General features: G+C 66.7%; 25 protein-coding genes. 7 read left to right on the top strand and 18 right to left on the bottom strand.

The features are described 5' to 3' along the window. Positions 1 to 77: 77 nt before the first annotated feature. From JKF87_RS07825 to JKF87_RS07805, 5 genes are all read right to left on the bottom strand, one after another. Positions 78 to 593: a F0F1 ATP synthase subunit B gene (locus JKF87_RS07825; RefSeq protein ID WP_201099136.1), complete on the bottom strand. Its 516-nt coding sequence runs from the start codon at positions 591 to 593 to the stop codon at positions 78 to 80. Further along, entirely contained in the window at positions 593 to 1,135 is a 543-nt protein-coding gene (locus JKF87_RS07820; protein ID WP_201099134.1) for a F0F1 ATP synthase subunit B family protein, read from the bottom strand. Before JKF87_RS07820 ends, JKF87_RS07825 begins: the two co-directional genes overlap by 1 nt. Positions 1,136 to 1,214: 79 nt before the next feature. Beyond that, the gene (locus tag JKF87_RS07815; RefSeq protein ID WP_201099132.1) at positions 1,215 to 1,439 is read right to left on the bottom strand and encodes a F0F1 ATP synthase subunit C; all 225 of its coding nucleotides are present in this window, start codon (positions 1,437 to 1,439) and stop codon (positions 1,215 to 1,217) included. A 62-nt stretch (positions 1,440 to 1,501) separates the two neighbouring features. Further along, entirely contained in the window at positions 1,502 to 2,290 is a 789-nt protein-coding gene (locus JKF87_RS07810) for a F0F1 ATP synthase subunit A (protein WP_201099130.1), read from the bottom strand. Between the two features lie 4 nt (positions 2,291 to 2,294). Continuing rightward, positions 2,295 to 2,660, bottom strand: coding sequence for an AtpZ/AtpI family protein (locus JKF87_RS07805; protein WP_201099128.1), 366 nt, complete (start codon positions 2,658 to 2,660; stop codon positions 2,295 to 2,297). Positions 2,661 to 2,900: 240 nt separating this feature from the next. On the opposite strand from JKF87_RS07805, the gene ispH reads away from it, so the two are divergent. Further along, complete coding sequence (gene ispH, locus JKF87_RS07800) at positions 2,901 to 3,872, top strand: 4-hydroxy-3-methylbut-2-enyl diphosphate reductase (protein ID WP_201099126.1); 972 nt, start codon at positions 2,901 to 2,903, stop codon at positions 3,870 to 3,872. Here the strand turns inward: ispH and JKF87_RS07795 are convergent. The 6 genes from JKF87_RS07795 to JKF87_RS07770 form a co-directional block, all read right to left on the bottom strand. Further along, positions 3,844 to 5,418, bottom strand: a complete 1,575-nt coding sequence (locus tag JKF87_RS07795; RefSeq protein WP_201099124.1) for a sensor histidine kinase — start codon at positions 5,416 to 5,418, stop codon at positions 3,844 to 3,846. The two genes, ispH and JKF87_RS07795, sit on opposite strands and share 29 nt — an antisense overlap. Positions 5,419 to 5,527: 109 nt before the next feature. Then, complete coding sequence (scpB, locus tag JKF87_RS07790; RefSeq protein ID WP_201099122.1) at positions 5,528 to 6,199, bottom strand: SMC-Scp complex subunit ScpB; 672 nt, start codon at positions 6,197 to 6,199, stop codon at positions 5,528 to 5,530. Then, positions 6,196 to 7,014 (bottom strand): segregation and condensation protein A, encoded by an 819-nt coding sequence (locus JKF87_RS07785; protein ID WP_201099113.1) that lies wholly within the window; start codon positions 7,012 to 7,014, stop codon positions 6,196 to 6,198. The genes scpB and JKF87_RS07785 overlap by 4 nt, the downstream gene beginning before the upstream one ends. A gap of 6 nt (positions 7,015 to 7,020) precedes the next feature. Further along, positions 7,021 to 8,070, bottom strand: a complete 1,050-nt coding sequence (nagZ, locus tag JKF87_RS07780) for a beta-N-acetylhexosaminidase (RefSeq protein WP_201099111.1) — start codon at positions 8,068 to 8,070, stop codon at positions 7,021 to 7,023. Further along, entirely contained in the window at positions 8,067 to 8,873 is an 807-nt protein-coding gene (locus JKF87_RS07775; RefSeq protein ID WP_201099109.1) for an SPOR domain-containing protein, read from the bottom strand. Before JKF87_RS07775 ends, nagZ begins: the two co-directional genes overlap by 4 nt. Positions 8,874 to 8,954: 81 nt before the next feature. Next, positions 8,955 to 10,145 (bottom strand): deoxyguanosinetriphosphate triphosphohydrolase, encoded by a 1,191-nt coding sequence (locus JKF87_RS07770; RefSeq protein ID WP_201099100.1) that lies wholly within the window; start codon positions 10,143 to 10,145, stop codon positions 8,955 to 8,957. 62 nt (positions 10,146 to 10,207) lie between these two features. On the opposite strand from JKF87_RS07770, the gene erpA reads away from it, so the two are divergent. The 4 genes from erpA to JKF87_RS07750 all read left to right on the top strand — a co-directional run bounded on the left by erpA (position 10,208) and on the right by JKF87_RS07750 (position 12,782). Next, on the top strand, positions 10,208 to 10,594 hold the full coding sequence (erpA, locus tag JKF87_RS07765; RefSeq protein ID WP_201099098.1) for an iron-sulfur cluster insertion protein ErpA: 387 nt from the start codon (positions 10,208 to 10,210) through the stop codon (positions 10,592 to 10,594). A 233-nt stretch (positions 10,595 to 10,827) separates the two neighbouring features. Next, complete coding sequence (locus JKF87_RS07760; RefSeq protein WP_201099096.1) at positions 10,828 to 11,133, top strand: metalloregulator ArsR/SmtB family transcription factor; 306 nt, start codon at positions 10,828 to 10,830, stop codon at positions 11,131 to 11,133. Then, positions 11,130 to 11,825 carry an SdpI family protein gene (locus JKF87_RS07755; RefSeq protein WP_201099094.1) on the top strand — a complete coding sequence of 232 codons (696 nt, stop codon included), beginning with the start codon at positions 11,130 to 11,132 and terminating at the stop codon, positions 11,823 to 11,825. Before JKF87_RS07760 ends, JKF87_RS07755 begins: the two co-directional genes overlap by 4 nt. 24 nt (positions 11,826 to 11,849) lie before the next feature. Further along, on the top strand, positions 11,850 to 12,782 hold the full coding sequence (locus JKF87_RS07750; protein WP_201099092.1) for an alpha/beta hydrolase: 933 nt from the start codon (positions 11,850 to 11,852) through the stop codon (positions 12,780 to 12,782). Here the strand turns inward: JKF87_RS07750 and JKF87_RS07745 are convergent. Further along, on the bottom strand, positions 12,779 to 13,945 hold the full coding sequence (locus tag JKF87_RS07745; protein ID WP_201099090.1) for an MFS transporter: 1,167 nt from the start codon (positions 13,943 to 13,945) through the stop codon (positions 12,779 to 12,781). The genes JKF87_RS07750 and JKF87_RS07745 overlap by 4 nt on opposite strands. A 96-nt stretch (positions 13,946 to 14,041) precedes the next feature. On the opposite strand from JKF87_RS07745, the gene JKF87_RS07740 reads away from it, so the two are divergent. Next, positions 14,042 to 14,815 carry an AraC family transcriptional regulator gene (locus JKF87_RS07740; RefSeq protein WP_236261208.1) on the top strand — a complete coding sequence of 258 codons (774 nt, stop codon included), beginning with the start codon at positions 14,042 to 14,044 and terminating at the stop codon, positions 14,813 to 14,815. On the opposite strand, the gene map is transcribed toward JKF87_RS07740, so the two are convergent. The 4 genes from map to JKF87_RS07720 form a co-directional block, all read right to left on the bottom strand. After that, positions 14,812 to 15,585 carry a type I methionyl aminopeptidase gene (gene map, locus JKF87_RS07735; protein WP_201099088.1) on the bottom strand — a complete coding sequence of 258 codons (774 nt, stop codon included), beginning with the start codon at positions 15,583 to 15,585 and terminating at the stop codon, positions 14,812 to 14,814. The genes JKF87_RS07740 and map overlap by 4 nt on opposite strands. Further along, positions 15,582 to 15,794, bottom strand: coding sequence for a ParD-like family protein (locus JKF87_RS07730; protein ID WP_201099086.1), 213 nt, complete (start codon positions 15,792 to 15,794; stop codon positions 15,582 to 15,584). The genes map and JKF87_RS07730 overlap by 4 nt, the downstream gene beginning before the upstream one ends. A gap of 73 nt (positions 15,795 to 15,867) precedes the next feature. Beyond that, positions 15,868 to 17,187 (bottom strand): hypothetical protein, encoded by a 1,320-nt coding sequence (locus tag JKF87_RS07725; RefSeq protein ID WP_201099084.1) that lies wholly within the window; start codon positions 17,185 to 17,187, stop codon positions 15,868 to 15,870. A 140-nt stretch (positions 17,188 to 17,327) separates the two neighbouring features. Further along, positions 17,328 to 18,203: a pepsin/retropepsin-like aspartic protease family protein gene (locus tag JKF87_RS07720; protein ID WP_201099082.1), complete on the bottom strand. Its 876-nt coding sequence runs from the start codon at positions 18,201 to 18,203 to the stop codon at positions 17,328 to 17,330. Between the two features lie 54 nt (positions 18,204 to 18,257). On the opposite strand from JKF87_RS07720, the gene JKF87_RS07715 reads away from it, so the two are divergent. Continuing rightward, on the top strand, positions 18,258 to 18,779 hold the full coding sequence (locus tag JKF87_RS07715) for a PadR family transcriptional regulator (RefSeq protein ID WP_201099080.1): 522 nt from the start codon (positions 18,258 to 18,260) through the stop codon (positions 18,777 to 18,779). Between the two features lie 3 nt (positions 18,780 to 18,782). Here the strand turns inward: JKF87_RS07715 and JKF87_RS07710 are convergent, their stop codons facing one another. Both JKF87_RS07710 and JKF87_RS07705 read right to left on the bottom strand, forming a co-directional pair. Beyond that, positions 18,783 to 19,511 carry a prephenate dehydrogenase gene (locus JKF87_RS07710; RefSeq protein ID WP_307417705.1) on the bottom strand — a complete coding sequence of 243 codons (729 nt, stop codon included), beginning with the start codon at positions 19,509 to 19,511 and terminating at the stop codon, positions 18,783 to 18,785. Positions 19,512 to 19,662: 151 nt separating this feature from the next. Next, positions 19,663 to 20,994, bottom strand: coding sequence for a dihydroorotase (locus JKF87_RS07705; protein ID WP_201099076.1), 1,332 nt, complete (start codon positions 20,992 to 20,994; stop codon positions 19,663 to 19,665). Positions 20,995 to 21,042 lie beyond the last annotated feature (48 nt).

The raw sequence follows: 21,042 nt of genomic DNA, 5'->3' as shown, positions 1-21,042 counted from the left end.
ATCCGTCAGACATAAGAAAAGGGCCCCGACAGCGACGCCGGGGCCCTTTTTTTTCGTTCGATGCTTGCGCGTCGCGATCAGTTCAGGCGGTCGCCGATCTGAGCGATGGCGGCGTCCAGCAGCGGGTCCTTGGACTGACCCGACAAACGGGCGGCCAGAATCTGTTCCGCAGCCTTGGCGGACAGATCGACAGCAGCGGCCTTCACTTCAGCAGCAGCCTGGGCTTCTGCCTGGGCGATGCGGGTCTCGGCCATCTTCTGACGACGGGCCAGGGTCTCTTCCAGCTTGGCCTTGGCCTCGACTTCCAGACGGCGGGCGTCGGCTTCGGCGGCGGCCATCATGTCGGCGGCCTGGGCTTCAGCCTCGACCTTCTCCTTGCGGATCTGGGCCAGCAGGGCTTCGGCTTCGGCGCGCAGGCGGGCGGCTTCGTCCAGGTCGTCCTGGATCTTGGCGGCCTTGGCGTCCAGTTGACTGCCGACCAGCTTGGGCACGCCGGCTGCAATCAGGATGCCGAAGAAGATCAGCAGGCCGATGCCGACCCAGATCTCCGGGTTGGCGAAGCTCCAGATGCCGGGTTCGAAGATCAGGTTCATCAGGCGGCTCCCTTGGCGGCGGTCAGTTCAGCAGCCGTTGCGGTCTTGCCGGTCAGACGCTCGACGATGGCGGCGGTGGTGTCCGCAGCGATGGTCGAGACATTGGCCATGGCGGCGTCGCGCGTCTTGCCGATCGAGGCTTCCGCCTCGGCTATGCGGGCGTTGACGACGGCTTCTTCCGCCGCCTGACGGGCGTTGGCTTCTTCCGTGACGCGCGCCTTGGCGGCGGCGGCGGTGGCGCGGGCGTCGGCGCGGGCCTTGTCGACCTCGGCCTTGGCCGCAGCAGCCTGTTCGGCGGCTTCGGTCTGGACCTGGCGGGCCGTGGCGACGGCGCTGGAAATCGTATCGCGGCGCTCGTCCATCACGCGACGCAGGCGCGGGCCGAAGACCTTGGCGATCAGGATATAGAGGACGAAGAACAGGACCAGCAGATAGCCGATCTGACCGGCCCAGTGCTCAGTCTGGAACTGGGGCAGACCGCCGCTGCCGTGGCCTTCAGCCTCGGTCGTGGCGTGCGTGTCGTGAGGATTGGGAGCGGCCATGGTGTCCGTTCGTTCGTAAATGCAGAAAGGCGGCGGCGACCTCAGCGAGAGACCGCCGCCGCCCTGAATCCTAAATGGATTAGGAGTTCAGGATCAGGATGCCGAGCACGAAGGCCAGGATGCCCAGAGCTTCGGCCAGAGCCGCGCCCACGAACAGGTTGCCGACTTGCGAGCCAGCGGCCGACGGGTTGCGCAGGGCGCCGTTCAGGAAGTTGGCGAAGATGTTGCCCACGCCGATGGCCGAACCGATCATGCCGAGGGTGGCCAGGCCGGCGCCGATGTACTTGGCGGCTTCAGCTTCCATGGTGAGTATCCTTGTTTAAGTCAGGTTGGTTGAAAACAGAGAGTTCGGACTGAGGTCCGGCCTTAGTGGCCTTCACCCAGGTTGACCACATCATTGAGGTAGATGCTGGCCAGAACGGCGAACACGAACGCCTGCAGGAAGGCGACGAGGAATTCGAGAGCGGTGATGGCCACGACGCCGACCATCGACAGGGCGGCGACCGGCAGGCCCCAGATGCCCAGGCCCTCGCCGACGAAGGCGCCAGCGCCCAGGGCGACGACGAAGCCGGCGAAGATCTTCAGCGCCACGTGGCCGCCCAGCATGTTGCCGAACAGACGAAGGGCCAGGGTGACCGGACGCAGCAGGAAGGACAGGAACTCGATAGCGCCGACGACCGGACGCAGGATCAGAGGCGCGCTCATCGGCCAGAACAGCTTGAAGAAGCCCAGGCCGTTCTTGATGAAGCCCACGCCGATGACCAGCAGGATGGTCAGGGCCGCGAAGGTGACCGTGACGGCCAGCTGCGACGTCGGGGTGAAGCTGAGGAACATCCCCAGCAGGTTCATCGCCAGCACCAGCAGGAACAGGGTGAAGACGAACGGGAAATACTTGCGGCCGTCATGACCGATGATCGAATCGGTCACGCCGTCGATCATGTCGAACAGGCTTTCACCCGCCGTCTGCAGACGCCCCGGCACCACCTTGGCGCCCGACGTCACGAACTGCAGGAACAGGACAATGGCCACAAAGGCAGCCGTCATCGCGATGTGCGAGTTCGTGATCGCCAGTTCGGTATGACCGAACACGGGCAGATTCACGGCGCCGAGGTCGACGACCTTTTGAATCTGAAACTGATGAATCGGATCGGCCATAAGCCTATCGGTCCTCGTCTTCCTCGTCGTCGAATGGGATCGATTTCTCTTCGAGCCCGCTCGCCTTCGCTTGCGCCATCAGCCGGTTGGCCGTGCGGCGCGCCATGTAAATCGACAATGCGAAGCCCAGAAGGACACCGCTGATCAGCCCCCACGGATTGGTCCCGAACAGTCGGTCCGCTCCGAAACCCAGCCCCAAGCCCAGAAAGACGCCGCCGAGCAATTCGGCGATGATCTTATAGGCCTGACTGGAAACCGCCTGGGCCGAGAGGGCTTCAGACGTCTTCGTAGCCGTGGCCTCCGCCAAGTCGGATGCACGTTTGTTGAGGCGTTTGATCGCCTCTTCACGCGATTCCGTCGGGGTGGTCATGGGTTTGTTGCTCAGCGTCCCGGCTGAGCCGCGACGGGGTCTGAATTCGGCGCGGAAACTAATCGTGAGCGGCTGCTAGGTCAAGGCGTCGTGAACATCACCTAAACCTTTGTAGAAGTTCGACTTTCGTCGACTGTGGACAAGCCGTGACGATGCGCCGCTCTTTCAGGCGGTAGAATCTGTTGTGCGCAAGCCCTTGTCCAGATGGCGATAACGACCACGAACGACTAGGTTCCGGGCATGAACGCCCACGTCCCTCCCCCAGCTTCGCCGTTGCGCCCCATTTCCGTCCGTCTGGCGACGCCGCGCGGCTTTTGCGCCGGGGTGGATCGGGCGATCCAGATCGTTGAGCGGGCGATCGAGAGATTCGGCGCTCCGGTCTATGTGCGCCATGAGATCGTGCACAATCGCCACGTCGTCGAGCGGCTGAAGGCGATGGGCGCGGTCTTCGTCAAGGAGCTGGACGAATGCCCCGACGACCGCCCGGTCGTGTTTTCGGCCCACGGCGTGCCCAAGTCCGTGCCCGCCAACGCCCGCGCGCGCGAACTGCTGTTCCTAGACGCCACCTGCCCGCTGGTGTCGAAAGTCCACGTCGAGGCCGAGCGCCACCATAATGCGGGCCGCCACATCATCCTGATCGGCCACGCGGGCCACCCTGAAGTGATCGGCACCATGGGCCAGTTGCCCGAAGGCGCCATCAGCCTGGTCGAGACCGAGGCCGACGCCGAAGCCTTTGAACGTCCCGGCGACGCGCCGCTGGCCTATGCGACCCAGACCACCCTGTCGGTGGACGACACGGCGGGCATTCTGAAGGTTCTGAAACGCCGCTTCCCCGAACTGCCCGATCCGCACAAGGAAGACATCTGCTACGCCACCACCAATCGGCAGGAGGCGGTGAAGACCCTGGGCGAAGGGTGCCAGCTGGTGCTAGTGGTCGGATCCAAGAACTCGTCCAACTCGGCCCGGCTGGTCGAGGTGGCGGTGCGCGCGGGCGCCCACGCCGCCTATCTGGTCGATGACGCCTCTCAGGTGGATTGGAGCTGGTTCGACGGGGTTCAGACGGTCGGGGTCACCGCAGGGGCATCGGCCCCCGAACCGCTGATCGAGGCCCTGGTTGACGCCATCCGCGCCCGCTTCGACGCCACGGTCACCGAAGACGGCGGCGCGCGCGAGACGGTGACCTTCAAACTGCCGCGTCTGTTGACGGCCTGACCGTCACGGGCTGAAGGGGCAGGATCACGCGGAAAAGGCTGCCCTGCCCCGGCGTGCTGGTCACCTCGATCCGACCGCCCATCAGGGCCGCCAGACCGTGGGCGGCGGTCAGGCCCAGGCCAAGACCGTCGGCGCTGCGGGTGTTGCTGTCGTCGCCCTGGGTGAAAGCTTCGAACAGGCGTTCGACCTCTGCGGCGGCCATGCCAGGCCCCGTGTCCTGAACCTCCAGCACCAGACCGTCGCCGCCGATCGCCCGCAGCGTCACGCCGCCCTTGCTGGTGAAGCGGATGGCGTTGTCGGTCAGGGCCGCCAGCAGTTTCTCGACATGGATGGCGTCGCCCATCCATTCGCCCTTGGCCGCCTCGATCTTCAGCTTGAGCCCCTTGGCGCCCGCCGCCCCGCGATAGTCGGAAGCCAGACGACGCAGCAGGTTTTCCGGCCGGAAAGGCCGCGTCTCCAGCGTCACCGCCCCGTCGCGCAGGCGCACCACGTCCAGCAACTCCTCGATCAGGCGCAACTGCTGCTGGCCCGACGCCTTCAGGATATCCAGCCGGTCGCGCTGTTGCGGGGTGACCAGATCGGCGCCGATCACCTCGGCCATGCCCAGAACCCCGTTCAGGGGCGTGCGCAGTTCGTGGCTGATGTTGGACAGGAAGCGCGTCTTGGCCGCATTGGCCGCCTCGGCCCGCTCCAGCGCCGCCGACAGCGCCGCCTCTGACGCCCGCAGACGCCGCACGTCGCTGACCATCCGCCCCAACAGCACCGCGCCGCCGACGATCATCACCGCCAGCAGCAACAGCATCAGCGATCCAGCCTGGGTCAGGATCTGGTAGCCCGGACGCTCCGGCTTCCAGATCACCTTGCCCAACAACTGGCCCTGTCCGTCGCGCACCTCAACCCCGGCCATGCCGTGCGGCGTCGGGGCGTCGCCGGGCTGGAACTGCACGTCCTCCAGCGAGAATCGCGTCTTCAGCGGCGCGATTTCGGCGGGGAAGGCCTTGAACGACGCCACCACGGGATCAGCGGCGGGAACCGGCCCGTCCGCCGTGTGGCGCACCACGGTCGAGACGCCCAGCAGATAGACCGTCCCGTCGATCCGCACGAAGGCCGACTTCAGCCGGACCGCGCCCATGGCCACTGTCGAGGCGTCACGCCCTGCCGCGTCCGCACGAACCTGATCGACCAGCGGGCGTGCGGCGCGGGCGAAGGGGTCATCGCTGCTGGCGCCCGCAGGGGCCCCGTCCTTGCTGATGCGGAAAAGGCGGCCCGCGCTGTCGTAGCCCAGGGTCGCCAGATGGCTGTGCTGGGCCTCATAGAAGGCGCCGAGGAAGCGATCGAACCAGACGTCGTCGCCCACGGCCATATGGTCCACGGCCTCGTTCCAGGTTGAGGCGGTCGTCAGGTCTTCGCCGATGATCTCCAGCGCCCGTCCCAGACGCAGCTTGACCAGGTTCTCTTCCTTGACGCGCTGATGGGCGTCGATGCCCTGACTGACCACGCCCAGAATGGCGACCATGCCGATCGCGGTCGATACAATCAGGATCACCGCGATCCTGAAGGCGCCCCACGCGCGCCCGCTCGACTTTACTGAAACCCTGCCCATTGTCGGACGCCCCTAGCCGATGTCCGATAAGACAAGATGAACGGCGGGCGTTTCAGCGGTCTTCGGCGACAAAATCCTGGGCGAACTCGGGCGTGTCGTCTTCCAGAGGCAGGCTGCCGTCCTCGTCGTCGGCCTCGGAGGCTCTGGTGGGGTCGGGAACTTCGAACCCGACCGGCAGGGACAGGTCCAGCAGGCCCGCCGCCTTCATCTCCTGCACGCCCGGCAGATCATACAGGGTGGCCAGGCCGAAATGCTCCAGGAAGCGATCCGTCGTCGCATAGGTGACCGGGCGGCCCGGCGTGCGCCTGCGTCCCCGCAGCCGCACGAAGCCCATCTCCAGCAACAGATCCAGCGTGCCCTTGGAGATGGTGACGCCGCGCACGCTCTCGATCTCGGCGCGGGTGACGGGCTGGTGGTAGGCGATGATGGCCAGGGTCTCCAGGGCGGCCTTGGACAGACGACGGGGCTCCTCGCGCTCCTGCGTCATCATGAAGGCCAGGTCCGGCGCGGTGCGGAACCGCCAGCGGTCGGCGACGCACTCCAGTTCCACCCCGCGCCCCTCGTATCGGGCGCGAAGACCGGCGATGGCGCGGGCGACGTTGCAGTCGTGAGGCAGGCGGGCGGCGATCTCGGCGGCGGTCAGGGGGCCGGCGGCGGCGAACAACAGGGCCTCGACCCGGCGTTCGATCTCGGCCTCGTCGGGTTGGAAGGACAGGTCGCTCACGGCGTCAGCTCCAGCGGCTGGCCGTTTCCACGTCGTTTCAGAAACAGCTCGGCGAAGGCCTGCGCCTGGCGAATGTCCATGGCCCCCTCCTTCACCAGCTCCAGACTGGCCGACAGCGTGGAGGCGGTATAGCTGGCCTGACTGGGTCCGTCCTCATCCTCTCGGACCGGAGCGACGCGCTCCAGCGGGGTCCAGTCGGCCAGTTTGGGCATGATCTCGCGCAGCCAGTCGCGCGCGGCCTCCAGCTGGAAGGCCTCCACCCGCTGGCCGGGCGCGTAGCGGCGCGCCTCTTCACGGCGGCGCTGAACCACATAGGCGCTCATCAACTCATACAGGCTGGCGTCGATGCGGTCGGACGGCACGATCACCGTCGCCTCGGGATCGCCGCGCGTGAAGACGTCGCGCTTCAGCTGGGGCCGAGCCATCAGCTGTTCGACCGCGCGGCGCATGGCCTCCAGCTTCTGCAAGCGGAAGGCCAGGGCGGCGGCCATTTCTTCGGCAGGCGGCTCCTCGCCCTTGGTCTTTTCGGTGCGGGGCAGCAGCAGGCGTGATTTCAGGTAGGCCAGCCACGAAGCCATCACCAGATAGTCCGCCGCCAGGGCGAAGTTGCGACGCCGCGCCTCATGCACGAAGGCCAGATACTGTTCCGCCAGCTGGGTGATCGACAGTTTCAGCAGATCGACCTTCTGCGTCCGCGCCAGGGCCAGAAGAACGTGCAGCGGCCCTTCATAGCCGTCCAGATCGACGACGAAGGCCTCGCGGTCCTCGACCTCCTCCGCGTTGAAATCCAGATTGGGCTGGAAGGACTCGGTCATGCGGGACTAGGCCTGCGCCTCCCCCACATCCGGCCCCTTCTTCGCCTCCAGCCTGCCGCCCAGCGACTGGAAGAAGCGCGCCTGCGCCGCCGGGGCGTCCAGCGGTTCGGGCGTGCGGACGATGCGGGCAAGCGCCGCCTCGGCGCGAGCCTTGGCCCTGCCCTTCAGCTTGCCGACCGCATCAGCGACCTCCTGCATCTCCGACAGGACGCCATTGCAGTGCAAGACTACGTCGCAGCCAGCAATCAATGATTGATTCGCCCGTTCACCCAGCGATCCTTTCAACGCCTGCATCGACAGGTCGTCGGTCAGGATCAGACCCGAAAAGCCCAGATGCTCACGCATCAGGCGCACGGCTTTTTTCGACTGGGTGGCGGGACGTTTTTTGTCAACGGCGGTGAAGACGATGTGCGCCGTCATGGCCAGGGGCATATCGGACAGCGACTTGAACGGGGCGAAGTCCCAGGCGTTCAAGGTCTCGAAATCGACCTGGACGGTGGGCAGATCCTTGTGGCTGTCGGCAAAGGCGCGGCCATGGCCCGGCATGTGCTTGATGCAGGGCAGCACTCCGCCCGCCAGCAGGCCTTCCGCCGCCGCCCGTCCCAGCAGGGCCACGGTCTGCGGGTCCTGGCCATAGGCGCGGTCGCCGACGATGTCGTGAGATCCCGGAACCGGCACGTCCAGCACCGGCGCCAGATCGACGTTGATCCCGACCTCGCGCAAGTCATGGGCGATCAACCGCGCGCCCAGACGCACCAGATCGCGCGCGTCCTGCGGGTCGTTGGTTGACTTAAGATAGGCGTCGCCGGGCGGGTATTTGGGCCAGTGCGGCGGCCCCATCCGCTGGACCCGTCCGCCCTCCTGGTCGATCAGGATTGGCGCATCCGGGTCGCCGATCGCGGCGCGCAGTTCATCCGTCAGCGCCCGCACCTGTTCCGGCGTGTCGATGTTGCGCCGGAACAGGATGAAGCCCCACGGCCGCGCCTTGGCGAAGAAGGCGCGTTCGTCCTCCGTCAGCCGATGACCGGCGCAGCCGTAGATCGCTGCCGATGTCACCGAACGATGCAGTCCCGACCGGCGGCCTTCAGCGCATTGCAGAAGGCGACCGCGCGTTCACGCGACAGGCCCGAGAAGGTGGTGCGGTACAGGGTCGAACCGTTGGACGAGGTCACCTCCGTCACGCGTTTCTGGGCGCCCGACGCGTACTGGCCGAAGCGACCGGCGACGGCGGCGTATTCGCGGTCCGCGATCTCGGTCGAGGAGAAGGCGCCGATCTGGACGCCGGACGACCCGGTCGCAGCCGCAGGCGCGGGTGTCGGAGCGGGCGCAGGCGTCGGTGCGGGCGCCGCCTTGGGCGCAGGGGCGGCGACGGGCGCGGGGGCCGGACGCGGAGCCGGTGCGGCGGGCGCAGGAGCGGCTGGCGTCAGGCCCTGGCCGGTCGGGGCGACGGGCGGCGGCGCGGCGGGACGCGGCGCGGGCGCCTCAGGCGGCGGGGTGAAGGTGACGGGCGCGTCGGTCGATTCCGTCTCGTCACGATAGACGCGGATGCCGGCGGCAGGGTCGATGGGCTGGGCGTCGATGGGCGCGGGCGTCTTCAGTTCGCCGACGGGCTGGCCGACAGCCGGCGGCGCGTCGTTGGAGGCGCGCATGCCCGACCGATAGAAGAAGATCACGGCGACGATCAGCAGCAGCAGAACCGCCGCGCTGACGATCAGGGTCACCGGCGGCGCCTTGCCCCCGCCCGAGCCGACGTTGCGGCCGCTGCGCGGATCATAGGAGTTGCGGCGGAACGGCAGGTCGTCGTCCGTCGGCGGCGTATAGGCGCCCCGGCCCGGTTTGTTGTCGTCGTCAAAAGACATGGTCGTGCTCCGCCGTATGTCCGGCGGTGCGAATCACACACGCCAGCCCTTAATCATAATCCCCCGCACGGCTCTTTCGAATCACAGATCAAGCGCAAGGTCGAGGCTGAACAATTTCTGGTGGACTTCTATCGCATAGCGGTCGGTCATCCCGGCGATATAGTCGCACACCGCACGCGCCCGCTGGGTCCGGTCGTCGGTCAGCGCGGGCACGCCCCATTCCGGCGGCATCACCTCCGGCTCGGCCATGAACAGCTCGAACAGTTGCGACAGGACGCGGCGCGCCTGGCTGCGGGTGCGGTTGACGCGGTAGTGGCGGTACATCCGCTCGAACAGGAACTTGCGCAGCACCGCCAGATCGCCGTGCATGGAGCGTGAGAAGTCCACCATGGTCCGGCGCGCCGTGCGCACATCCTCGGTCGAGGTGATGCGGTCCTCTTCCAGACGCCGCGCGGTTTCGGCCAGCACGTCCTCGACCATGACGCCGATCATGCGCCGAACGGCCTCGATCCGCAGCATCCGCTCGTCGATGCCGGGCCAGTCGCGCCGCACCGAGGCCAGCATCGGACCGATGATCGGGATCTGGTCCAGATCGGCCAGGGTGATCAGGCCCGCCTGCACCCCGTCGTCCACATCATGGTTGTTATAGGCGATGTCGTCGGCGATGGCTGCGCACTGAGCCTCCAAGGAGGCGAAGGTGCCCAGGCGCAGATCCCAGTTCGCCTCACCGTCCGTGCGGTAGGGCCGCACCACCGACCAGGCCGGTTCGTCCAGCCGGTGCGACACCGGACCATTGTGTTTGATGACGCCCTCGACCGTCTCCCAGCTGAGGTTCAGGCCGTCGAACTGCGGATAGCGGTTCTCAAGCTCCGTGATGACGCGGAAGCTCTGGACATTGTGGTCGAAACCGCCGTGGCCGGCCATCTGCACCACCAGTTCATCCTCGCCCGCGTGGGCGAAGGGCGGGTGGCCCAGGTCATGGGCCAGGGCGATGGTTTCGGCCAGATCGTCGTCCAGCCGCAGGGCGTGGGCCAGCGACCGGGCGATCTGGGCCACTTCCAGCGAATGGGTCAGGCGGGTGCGATAGTGATCACCCTCATGCGCGACAAAGACCTGGGTCTTCTCCTTCAGGCGCCGGAAAGCCGTCGCATGGATGATGCGGTCGCGGTCGCGGGCGAAGGGTGTTCGGGTGCGGCTGGGCGGCTCGAAGAAGCGGCGGCCCAGGGTCTGATCGGGGCGTTCTGAGTAGGTCGCGCGGTCTGAATGGCTCAACGGATCAACTTTGAAGCAGGCGGGCCTTTGCGAACGCCCGCACGCGCCTCATATAGACACCTGTGAGCACCGTCCAATCCACAGAACCATCCACACCCGCCTTCTCCGTCGCCACGCGCGCACCGGAGGGCATCACCCTGGCCGCCAGCGCCGCCAAGCGCCTGGCCAAGCTGGGCGCCGCCGAGGGCAAGACCCTGCTGCTGCGCGTCGCCGTCGATGGCGGGGGCTGTTCAGGCTTCCAGTACCGGTTCGAGCTGATCGAGACGGCCGAGGAGGACGACCTGCATATTCAGGCCGACGGCCAGACCGCCGTCATCGATCCGGTGTCCGTGCCCTTCCTGAAGAATTCCCAGATCGCCTATGTCGATGAACTGGCGGGCGCCCAGTTCGTGGTCAATAATCCGAACGCCTCGTCAAGCTGCGGCTGCGGCGTCAGCTTCGCGATCTGATCTGAACGAACGGGCCTGACCCGATCGCCCTTCGTCGTCATTCCGGGGCGTCCTCAGGACGAACCCGGAACCCAGAGAAGCATTTCCGACGTCAGATGCGGTCAGCGGCGCATATGTATCCCTGGGTTCCGGGTTCCGGGTTCCTCGCTCTGCTCAGCCCCGGAATGACGATGAAGGGTTGACCGCCGACTTGCGCCTTGCAATTAGGAATATTCCTAATTAGGGATACTCCTATGAACACCCTGTTCAAGGCCCTGTCCCATCCTGTGCGACGCCGCATCGTCGCCATGCTGCGCAGCGGGCCGTTGGCGTCCGGCGACATCGCCGCCGCCTTCGACATGAGCTGGCCCACCATCACCGGCCATCTCAACGCCCTGAAGGAAGCCGGTCTGGTCAGCCCCGAACGCGACGGCCAGACCATCCGCTACCGGCTGGAGATCTCGGCCGTCGAAGAGGCCATGGCCTTTCTGATGGACATCGCCGGCACGGGAAAGCCCTCCCCCATCCCAACGACCAAGACTGAAGGGAGCCGCGGATGAAGGACCGTCTGTCGCTGCTGGACTATCTGACTGTCGCGGTCTTCACGCTGCAAGGCGCCTTCGCCCTGCATGTCGGATTGAACGGCCCGACAACGCCGATCCCGGTGCATTTCGGCCCGGATCTTCGGCCGGATCGCTGGTCAGACCGCACCGAACTGGCCCTGACGCTGGGCGGCATAGCCCTGCTGGGACTGATCCTGTGCGTCGGACTGGGTCTTGGCGCCATGCGGGCCGAGGCGACAGACGATCAGTCGCAGAGGCGGTCGTTGAGGATCGGACAAGGCATCGGCCTGTTCACCCTGACCATAGTCGGCGTTCTCGTCGCCTGGGCCAGCCTGGAGCAAACAAGCCTGGGGCAGACAGGTCTGGAGGCGCGCGGCGGCATGCTGATGGGCGGTTTGTCGCTGGTCTTCGTGGGTGTCGGCGCATTTGTCGGACGGACGTCGCCCAATCCCTTCGTCGGCGTCCGCACGCCCTGGGCGTTCAAAAGCCGCCTGGCGTGGGATCGGTCCAATCGTCTGGCGGGAAGACTGTTCTTCCTGATCGGCCTGTGCGGTCTGATCGCCGCCCCTATCGCACCTCAGCCGCTCGGCGTCATCGCCCTGACTGTCAGCGTCATCGCCATCAGCCTGATCGCCGTCTTCGAAAGCTGGCGCGTCTGGCGTACCGATCCCGACCGCCAGCCCTTCTGATCCCTTTGCGAACGGAGAACGACCATGTTGAGCCTGATCCTCGCCGCCGCCCTGACCAGCGCGCCCGTCTCCACCGAAATCACCCTGCCCGCCCAGCCTGCGCCCCTGCACGGCACGCTCTTGGCGCCTGAGAACGCCAACGCGGTTGCGGTCATCCTGCCTGGGTCCGGTCCCACCGACCGGGATGGAAACAGCCCGATGGGCGTCCGGGGCGCGACCTACCGTCTGCTAGCCGAGGGGCTGGCGGAACAAGGCATCGCCACCGTCCGCATCGACAAGCGCGGCATCGCCCAGAGCGCGGCGGCGGGCGGCGAAGAGGCGGCCCTGCGCTTCACCGACTATTCCACCGACGCCCGCGCCTGGGCCGCAGAGGCCGCATCGCGCGCGGGCCAGTCCTGCGCCTGGCTGATCGGCCATAGCGAAGGGGCGCTGGTCGCGCTGAAGGCTGTCGAGGGCGGGGATGACAAGGTGTGCGGCCTGATCCTGCTGTCCGGCGCGGGCCGCCCAGCGGGCGTGGTGCTGCGCGAGCAGTTGGAGAGCGGCCTGCCGGAACCGCTGAAGACCCAGGCCTTCGCCGCTCTGAGCGAACTGGAGGCCGGGCGCACCGTCGCAGACACCCCGCCGGCCTTGGCCGCCCTGTTCCGTCCGTCGGTCCAGCCCTATCTGATCTCCTGGCTGCCGCTGGACCCCGCCGCCCTGATCGCCGCCTATGACGGGCCGGTCTTCATCGGCCAGGGGACCAACGACATTCAGGTCACCACCACCGACGCCAACGCCCTGGCCGCCGCCGATCCGAAGGCGACGCTGAAACTGTGGGACGGGGTCAACCACCTGCTGAAGATCGCCCCCGCCGACCGCGCCGCGAACATGGCCACCTACGCCAACCCCGACCTGCCCCTTGCGCCCGGGGTGGTCGAGGACGTGGCGGGCTTCATCAAGGCGCATCCGCGCCGCTAAACATGGCGCGCCCGGCCCGCGCCCAGCCCCAGCATCATGATCGCCACGCACAGGACGCCACAGGCGACGAAGGACGCCAGCCAGCTGTGCGTCACATCATGCAGGGCCCCGACCGCCACCGGGCCGGTCGCCGACATCAGATAGCCGACCGCCTGAACCATGCCGGACAGACGGGCCGTCTGGTGGGCGTTGCGCGCCCGGAGCGCGATGAAGGTCAGGGCCAGGATGAAGGCGCCGCCTATGCCTGCGCCGAACAGGGCGATCCACACCACCGCCAGGGTCGGCGCCAGATACAGGCCCAGAATGGCGGCCAGACCCATCACGCCCAGACCGGCGGCGATGACGCGCTGATCCTTCATCCGCCCGATCAGCGGCGGCAGCAGCAGTCCCGGCAGAGCGGTGGCCAGTTGCAGCACCCCATGCAGCGAGCCTGCGGCGATCGGCGAATAGCCCTGGTTGACCAGGATCGACGGCAGCCAGGCGGCGACGGCGTAATAGGTGAAGGAGGTGCAGCCGAAGAAGAGGGTGATCTGCCACGCCAGACCTGAACGCCAGATGCTGCCGGAATGCAGGGGCTCGGCGGTTCCGGCGGCGGGGGCGGAGTGGCGGCGCAGTTGCGGCAGCCAGGCGATGGCGCTGACCACCGGCAGGATGATGAAGACGCCCAGCGCGACCCGCCAGTCGTAGGCCGCCGCCAGAGGCGCGACCACCGCTGAGGCGACCGCCGAGCCGACGCCCATGGTGATGGCGTAAACCGCCGTCAGCCGCGCGATCTGGTTGGGAAAGTCCCGCTTCAGCAGGCTGGGCACCAGGGTGTTGCCGATGGCGATGCCCGCCCCCAGCACGGCGGTGCCGAAATAAAGGCTCCACAACGGCCCGATGGAGCGCACGCCAATGCCGACCATCATCACGATCAGGGCCAGGAACAGCACCCGTTCCAGCCCATATTCCTTGGCCAGCAGGGCCGCAAACGGCGACACCACGCAGAAGGTCAGCAGCGGCAGGGTGATCAGCAGGCCCGCCTGCCCGGCCCCGATGTGGAACGCCTGCTGGATCACCTCCAGCACCGGCCCGACCGCCGTGAACGGACCTCTCAAATTGGTGGCGAAAAGAAGAACGCCCAAAATGATCCAGGCGGGATGGAGGCGGTGACGCTGAGGCATGGCGGGGTCCAATCTGTGCGCCCTCCAGATAGCAATGGCGGCGGTTGCCGGATTTGGCTATTCAGTCAGATAATTTCTGAAATCGGCCAATCGCACTTGCCCCATCCGTTCGACCCCGACGAAACCAACCTGCCGGTGACGGCCATGCACCTGGAGGCGACGGCGCATGACCGCGAGGCGCCGATGCATGTCCATCGCAAGGGTCAGCTGGTCGTCACCCTGCGGGGCGGCGTGATCTGCCGCACCGAGGCGGGCCTGTGGATGGTGCCGGCGGGCAGCGGGGTCTGGGTGCCCGGCCATATCCGCCACAGCAATGAAATCACCGCCAATGGCCGCGTGGCCCTGTTGTTCATCGCCCCCCAGGTCGGGGGTCTGCCCGATCACTGCGCCAGCCTGACGCTGACGCCCCTGGTGGTGGAGCTGGTGCGGCATCTGGCCGAACGGCCCGCCGCGCCCTATCAGCCCGGCGACCACCTGCATCGCATGGTTCAGGTGCTTCTGGAGGAGTTGCGCGGCATGGCGGTCAGCGCCCTGCACCTGCCGATCCCCGACGATCCGGCCCTGCGCCACATCGCCAACGCCCTGATCCAGAACCCGCACGACCGCGCGCCAGTGGCCGAATGGGCGCGGCGGGTGGCGATGAGCGAACGGTCCCTGTCGCGTCTGGTGGCGCGCAAGACGGCCATGAGCTTTGGCCGCTGGCGTCAGCAGCTGCAGATCATCATCGCCCTGCAACGCCTGTCCGAAGGCGCCTCGGTCCAGACCGTCGCCTATGACCTGGGCTATGAGTCCGTCAGCGCCTTCATCACCATGTTCAAATCCGCGCTGGGCAAGCCCCCTGCCCGGTATGTGGCTGACGCAGCGCTCTAGGCCCGCCCGGCCTTGGCTTCGTCCGGCCGCAGGGTCAGGACGCGCACGCCGTCGCGGGTGACGGCGACGGTATGTTCGAACTGGGCGGACAGTTTTCCGTCTTCGGTCACCACGGTCCAGCCGTCGTCCTCCGTGTCGACCTTGCGCGTGCCCTGGTTCAGCATCGGCTCGATAGTGAAGACCATGCCTTCACGCAGAGTCATGCCGGTTCCCGCCTTGCCGAAATGCAGCACCTGAGGATCTTCGTGCATCTCGCGCCCGATGCCGTGGCCGCAGTAGTCGCGCACGACCGAATACCCGGCCTGTTTGGCGTGGCGTTCGATGGCCGCGCCGATGTCGCCCAGCCGCGCGCCGGGCCGCACGGTGCGGATGCCCTTCCACATGGCCTCATAGGTGGTGCGGACCAGACGCCGCGCCGCCGGGCCGACATTGCCGATCAGATAGGTCTTGCTGGAATCGGCGATGAAGCCGTCCTTCTCCAGGGTGATGTCCAGATTGACGATGTCGCCGTCCTTCAGCACCTCGTCCGCTGACGGCACGCCGTGGCAGACGACGTGGTTGCGCGAACTGTTCAGCACGAAGCCATAGCCGTACTGGCCCTTGGACGCGGGGCGCGACTCCAGCTCATCGACGATATAGGCCTCGACCAGATCATTGATCTGGAGCGTGGTCATCCCCTCCAGCGTCAGCCCGTCCAGATGGGTGAAGACCGAGGCCAGAAGCCGCCCCGACTCGGCCATCAGGGCCAGTTCTTCCGTCGTCTTGATCATGCCGCCGCGACCGGCGTGCTGGCGACGTCCACGCCCGCCGCCTTCAGTTCCCGCGCCACCAGCTCTTGGAACGTCAGTCCCGGATTGGTCTCGCACAACATGCCGATCCTGATCCAGAAAGCCGCCTGGGCGTTGATCGAGCGGTACGACGCCTTGCTGGCCCGCCGCAGCTGCTCGTGCAGCTCATCCTCGATATTGACGATCCCCACCGGGCGCTCCTGAATATATACGTTTCGTATGCGTCGTATATATTCCAACCCCAAGGTATTTCAACCCGACGACTCAGGGATTGGAGAGGGGACGTCGAATGATCGTCCAGTCTCCATCGCGACGACCCGGCGCCAGTTGCCAGTCTGGCTTAAGCGTCAGGGTCCAACCCTCCCCTTTCAAGCCGCTCTCGGTTGGGGCGACATCGACATAGCCGACCGAAAGCCGGGACCAGTCCGCCGACAACAGCCCATCTCGCTCAACCTCCAACACACCCCAGTCCGCCGCCACGCGGATCAGGCCATAGACAGAGCCCTCGGGCGGGAATGGCGTCACCCGGTTCGGGTCGAAGCTGAAGTTCGCGCCGGATGCGGGCGTGGCCAGCACGGGGCCATCCACCAGTTTTGCGCGCAAGGCGGCGATACGCACCGCCTGTGCCTGGGCACGCTCTGCCTCTTCGGTGCGGACGGTTGATCCGTCATAGCGCGCCGCACTTAACTCAAAAGCCGCATCATCAAAGGTGACAGACAATGCAAGCGCCTGGGACAGCAATTCCGGCAGGCCTGCATGTCGATCCCAAGTCTGCCGCCAGTCGGGCGCGACGCCGTCCAGCAGGACGCCGTAAGCCGGCCCTGAATAATAGGCGAAGGTGCGGGCGTATTCGCGCACAGCATCGCCTCGGCGCAGATGCTCGGCCAGATGCTGGCTCATGACGTCATCGCGCGACAGCCGCCGCCCGGTGTATTCAGCCAGCCCCTCATGCCGCTCCATAATGTTCTCGGCATCCTGCGCCTCGGGGAACTGCGCCTGACGCCACGCCCGGAATGTCAGGGCGTCCCGGACCGCCAGACGCCGGGCCTGCGCATCTGTCGCCGTCAACGCAGCGGACAGGGCCCGTAGCTCCAGCCGGAAGGACAGACGCCCCGCCTCCGTCGCCAATTGGGGTTGGTCGGCATTGCTCGCCGCCAGACCGATCTGGTCCTGGATGCGGTGCCAAGCCTCGTGCATCAACAGGACGGAAAGGGCCGTCTCATCGTCAGGCAAGGGCGCCATCAACATGGTCCAGGCGCGACCATTCCAACGCACAGCGGTGTTGGCAATGGGCACATTGTCCGGCAGCAGCCCCTCGAACACCGCGCCTGTTCGCTCCAACGGCGTCTCCAGACCATCCACATTGGCCATCACTCTGCGGGTCGCAGGATCGGCGATCAGTATCGGCCCGCACAAACTGACACCCCAGGTCCGCCCCTCGTCAGCTTCGCACAGAAGCCGGGCGCGCTCGAACACCGTATTGGCCGACGCCGCATCCAGTCGAGACTGCGCCGATGCCGCCCCCGAAGACGCCAATACAACCGCCAGCGCCAAGCCAAGACGTGAGCCGATATTCCGCACCATGAACACTCCCTCAAACACCGCACCGGCTGCGCGCGAACACGCGTTAAGCCAAGCTTGAGTTTGAGGGAGCGAATATGACCACACCGGGGCCTGAAAAGCGCAACAGGCTGAAGTCGCGGATCCTTACTCGGACTGCGCAATCATGCCGCAGGCGGTGCGATCACCCAGGTGCGGCGCTCCACCGGGTCGAACATCAGTTTCAGCTGGCGTAGGACCGGCATGCCGATGTTGGGGCGGCCGCCTTCGATGAAGCGGATCTTTGGGCGATGGAAAACGACGCCTGCAACGGTTATGTCTTCGCCCAGGCGCGCCTCATAGACATCCTGAACCCCGGCGGCGGAGGTGGCGTAGCCGATGACGGCCAGTTCGCCCTCCAGCGGCAGACCCTTGGCCAGGCTGAGCGGCAACAGGAAATCGCTGGTGTTGCCGGTGTCCAGAATGGCCGGGATCGCCCTGCCCTCCAGCTCTATGTTCAGCGACGGCAGGGCCGCGCCGCCTTCGCCCAGATAGGGAACGGCTTCGCCCGCCTGGGGCGCGTTTTCTGGCGTGAACAGGGTCAGGCGGCTCTTGCCCAGATCCATCACCACATACTGGCCGGGAAAGCTGTTGGGGCCGATGATGGCGACTTCATTGGCGTGGTTGAAGGCCATGGCCGTGGCCCGTGCATTCTGGATCGCCACCCCGCCCAGGCTGGCCTTGGTGATGAAGGTCTCGAACCCCGGCACGGGCCGCCCGGTGCTGCCATCGACCGAGCGCGACGCCCCCTTGTTCTCCAGCCCCAGCCTGGCGGCGATATCCATGTCGATGATGTTGCCGTTGGTGCCCGTGTCGAACACGGCGGGCATGGGCGGGTGGTCGGCGATGGTCAGCATGACCAGCACCCGGTCATTGGATTGAAACAGAGTGATGGTTTCTGGCGCAGGCGCCTGCGCCCGCACCGGATGGGTCAGGGACGCTGCGAGAGGCGCCGACAGGACGGCGGCCGCTAGGGCCAGTTTCAGAAATGAGCTACGCATGACAATCCTTCATCGAATTGGTACGATTAGTACTAATTCAGCCAAGAGCGTCAAATGACAAATCCTCCATCTGGCGTGACCGAGCTTGAAGGCGCCGTGCTGTCGGAGATTCACCACCGCCACAACCGAACGGCTTTCAAGGTGCGCCGCGCCTTCCAGACCTCCCCCTCCATCGAATGGAGCGGCAGCGCAGGTTCGGTCTATCCGGCGATCAAGCGCCTGACCGAGGCAGGACTGATCGTCAGCACGCCGATCACGACCGGCCATAAGGGCAGCCACCTGACGCTGAGTTCAGAGGGCGTTGCGGCGCTGGAGGCATGGATATGCGACCCCGTGCGGGCGACCAGCGTGGGGGTCGATCCGTTCCGCCTGCGCGCCAGTCTGTGGGCCACGCTGGATCCCGCCGTGCGCGCCGACGCCCTGCGCCGCCTCAAACAGACGGTGGGCGCGGACCTGCAACGGCTGAACGAGGCCATCGACGACATGGACCCCATCGAACAGGGCCGCAGCCAGTGGTCGATCCAGTTGCAGACAATGCGTCTGCGCTGGCTGAACGATCAAGACGAGGAGATTTAGGCTCTACAGCTCGTCCACGTCGTGCCGCGCCTGATCGGCCAGGGCGAAAAAGCGGTCGCGGACTTCGGCGGCGAAGGGGTTGTCGCGTTCGATGGCGCGGAAGACGGCGGGGCTGTCATGGCGGACCATATCCACGGCCTGCATCAGCCGCTCGAAACTGGCCGTCGTCATCCGCGTCGGCAGCGGCTCCATGTTCAAGAGGACGCGCGCGATCAGGTGGGTCAGGCCCTGGACCACGGCGGCCTCGCGGTCATGGTCTTCCGGGGTGACCTGAAACACCTTCAGCTTCAGCGCATGGCGGCAGAAGGCGGCGACGCGGCGGGCGTCCTTGGCGCCGCGCACTTCGCTGACCGCGATCCGAAGCCCCGCCACCCCGTCCTTGCCGCTCTGAGGGCCGAACAGGGGGTGGGTGCCGACGATCCGCACGCCTTCCGGCAGAGCCGCCTGCATGGCCAGTGCAGGCTTCACCTTCACCGAACCGACGTCGATCACCAGGGCGTCCGGCGCCAGATGCGGACGGATGGCGGACAGGGTGTCCTCCAAAGCCTCGACCGGCACGGCCAGAACCACCACCGGACAGGCGGCGGCGGTCGCCAGATCGGTCAGGACCGCATGGGCGTCGCCCTCTGACACCGCGGGATCATAGGCCGCGACCTCGAACCACGCCGACAGATGCCGCGCCGTCAGACGCCCGAAGGCCCCATAGCCGATGAGGCCGAGCTTTTCACTCACCTCCGTCACCCTCGGGCTTGTCCCGAGGGCCCATCTGTACGCGCCCGGATCAGATGACGATGATGCGCCGCCGCCTCCGCGTCGAGGGTCGCGGCGCCTCCGCCATGGGCCCTCGGGACAAGCCCGAGGGTGACGGGTTGTATGCGAACCTTCACAGGGTCTCCTGGAACCGCACGGGCTGACCGTGGGCTTTGCCGATCAGTTCGCCGTCCTGCATCACCACGCGGCCACGCACGATGGTCGCCATCGGCCAGCCGGTCGCCTCGAAGCCGTCGAACGGGGTCCAGCCGCAGCGCGAAGCCTGCTGGTCATGGGTGATGGTCTTCTGCGCCTTCAGGTCGACGATGGTCAGATCGGCGTCATAGCTGACGGCCATCCGCCCCTTGTTCGCCGTGCCGAACACCCGCTGGGCGCCCGCCGAGGTCAGGTCGATGAACCGTTCCAGCGACAAGCGGCCGTTGGCGACGTGGGTCAGCATCAGCGGCACCAGGGTCTGCACCCCCGGCATCCCGGACGGCGAGGCCGGATAAGGCTTTGATTTTTCTTCCCTGGTGTGCGGCGCGTGGTCCGAGCCCAGCACGTCGGCGACACCCTGCTGCATCCCCCACAGCCACAGAGCGTCCACATGATCCTGCGACCGGATCGGCGGGTTCATCTGGGCATAGGCGCCCAGCCTTTGATAGGCCTCGGGCGCGGCCAGGGTCAGGTGCTGGGGCGTGATCTCGACGGTGGCGACGTCCTTGTGGAAGCGCAGGAAGTCCATCTCGTCCTTGGTCGTGACGTGCAGGACGTGGATGCGCGCGCCCGTCTCCTTGGCCAGGCCGACCAGACGGCGGGTCGAGCGGATGGCGCTTTCAGCGTCGCGGACCTCGGGGTGGCTGGTCCAGTCGCCGGTGCGGGCCAGGCCGCGACGCTCGACCAGACGGTATTCGTCCTCGGAATGGAAGGTGGCGCGGCGGCTCACATTGGACAGAACCTTGCGCACCCCCTCGTCGTCGGCGATCAGCAGGTCGCCGGTCGAGGCGCCCATGAAGACCTTGACCCCGCAACAGCCGGGCAGCCGCTCCAGTTCGCCCAGATAGTCGGCGTTCTCATGCGTGCCGCCGACGTAGAAGGCGTGGTCCGTCCACATCCGGTTGTTCGCCCGCACCAGTTTGTCGGCCATGGTGTCGGGGTCGGTGGTGTTGGGGTTGGTGTTCGGCATTTCGAACACGGCGACCACCCCGCCCAGGGCCGCCGCGCGGCTGCCGGTCTCCAGGTCTTCTTTCCACTCCAGCCCCGGCTCGCGGAAATGGACCTGGGTGTCGATGACGCCGGGCAGGACCGTCAGGCCCGCGGCGTCGAACACCTCGCCCGCCGAGGCCTGGGACAGGTCGCCGATGAAGGCGATCTTGCCGTCGATCACGCCGACATCGGCCAGACCGCGTCCGGCATGATTGGCCACCTCGCCGCCACGGACGATCAGGTCATAGGTCTGGGTCATCATATTCACCGTCACCCTCGGGCTTGTCCCGAGGGCCCATTGCAGCCG

Source organism: Brevundimonas nasdae (assembly GCF_016654005.1).
Lineage (GTDB): Bacteria > Pseudomonadota > Alphaproteobacteria > Caulobacterales > Caulobacteraceae > Brevundimonas > Brevundimonas nasdae.
Note: the sequence above shows the minus strand (reverse complement) of the source record. Positions and strands in the feature narration are given on the sequence as shown.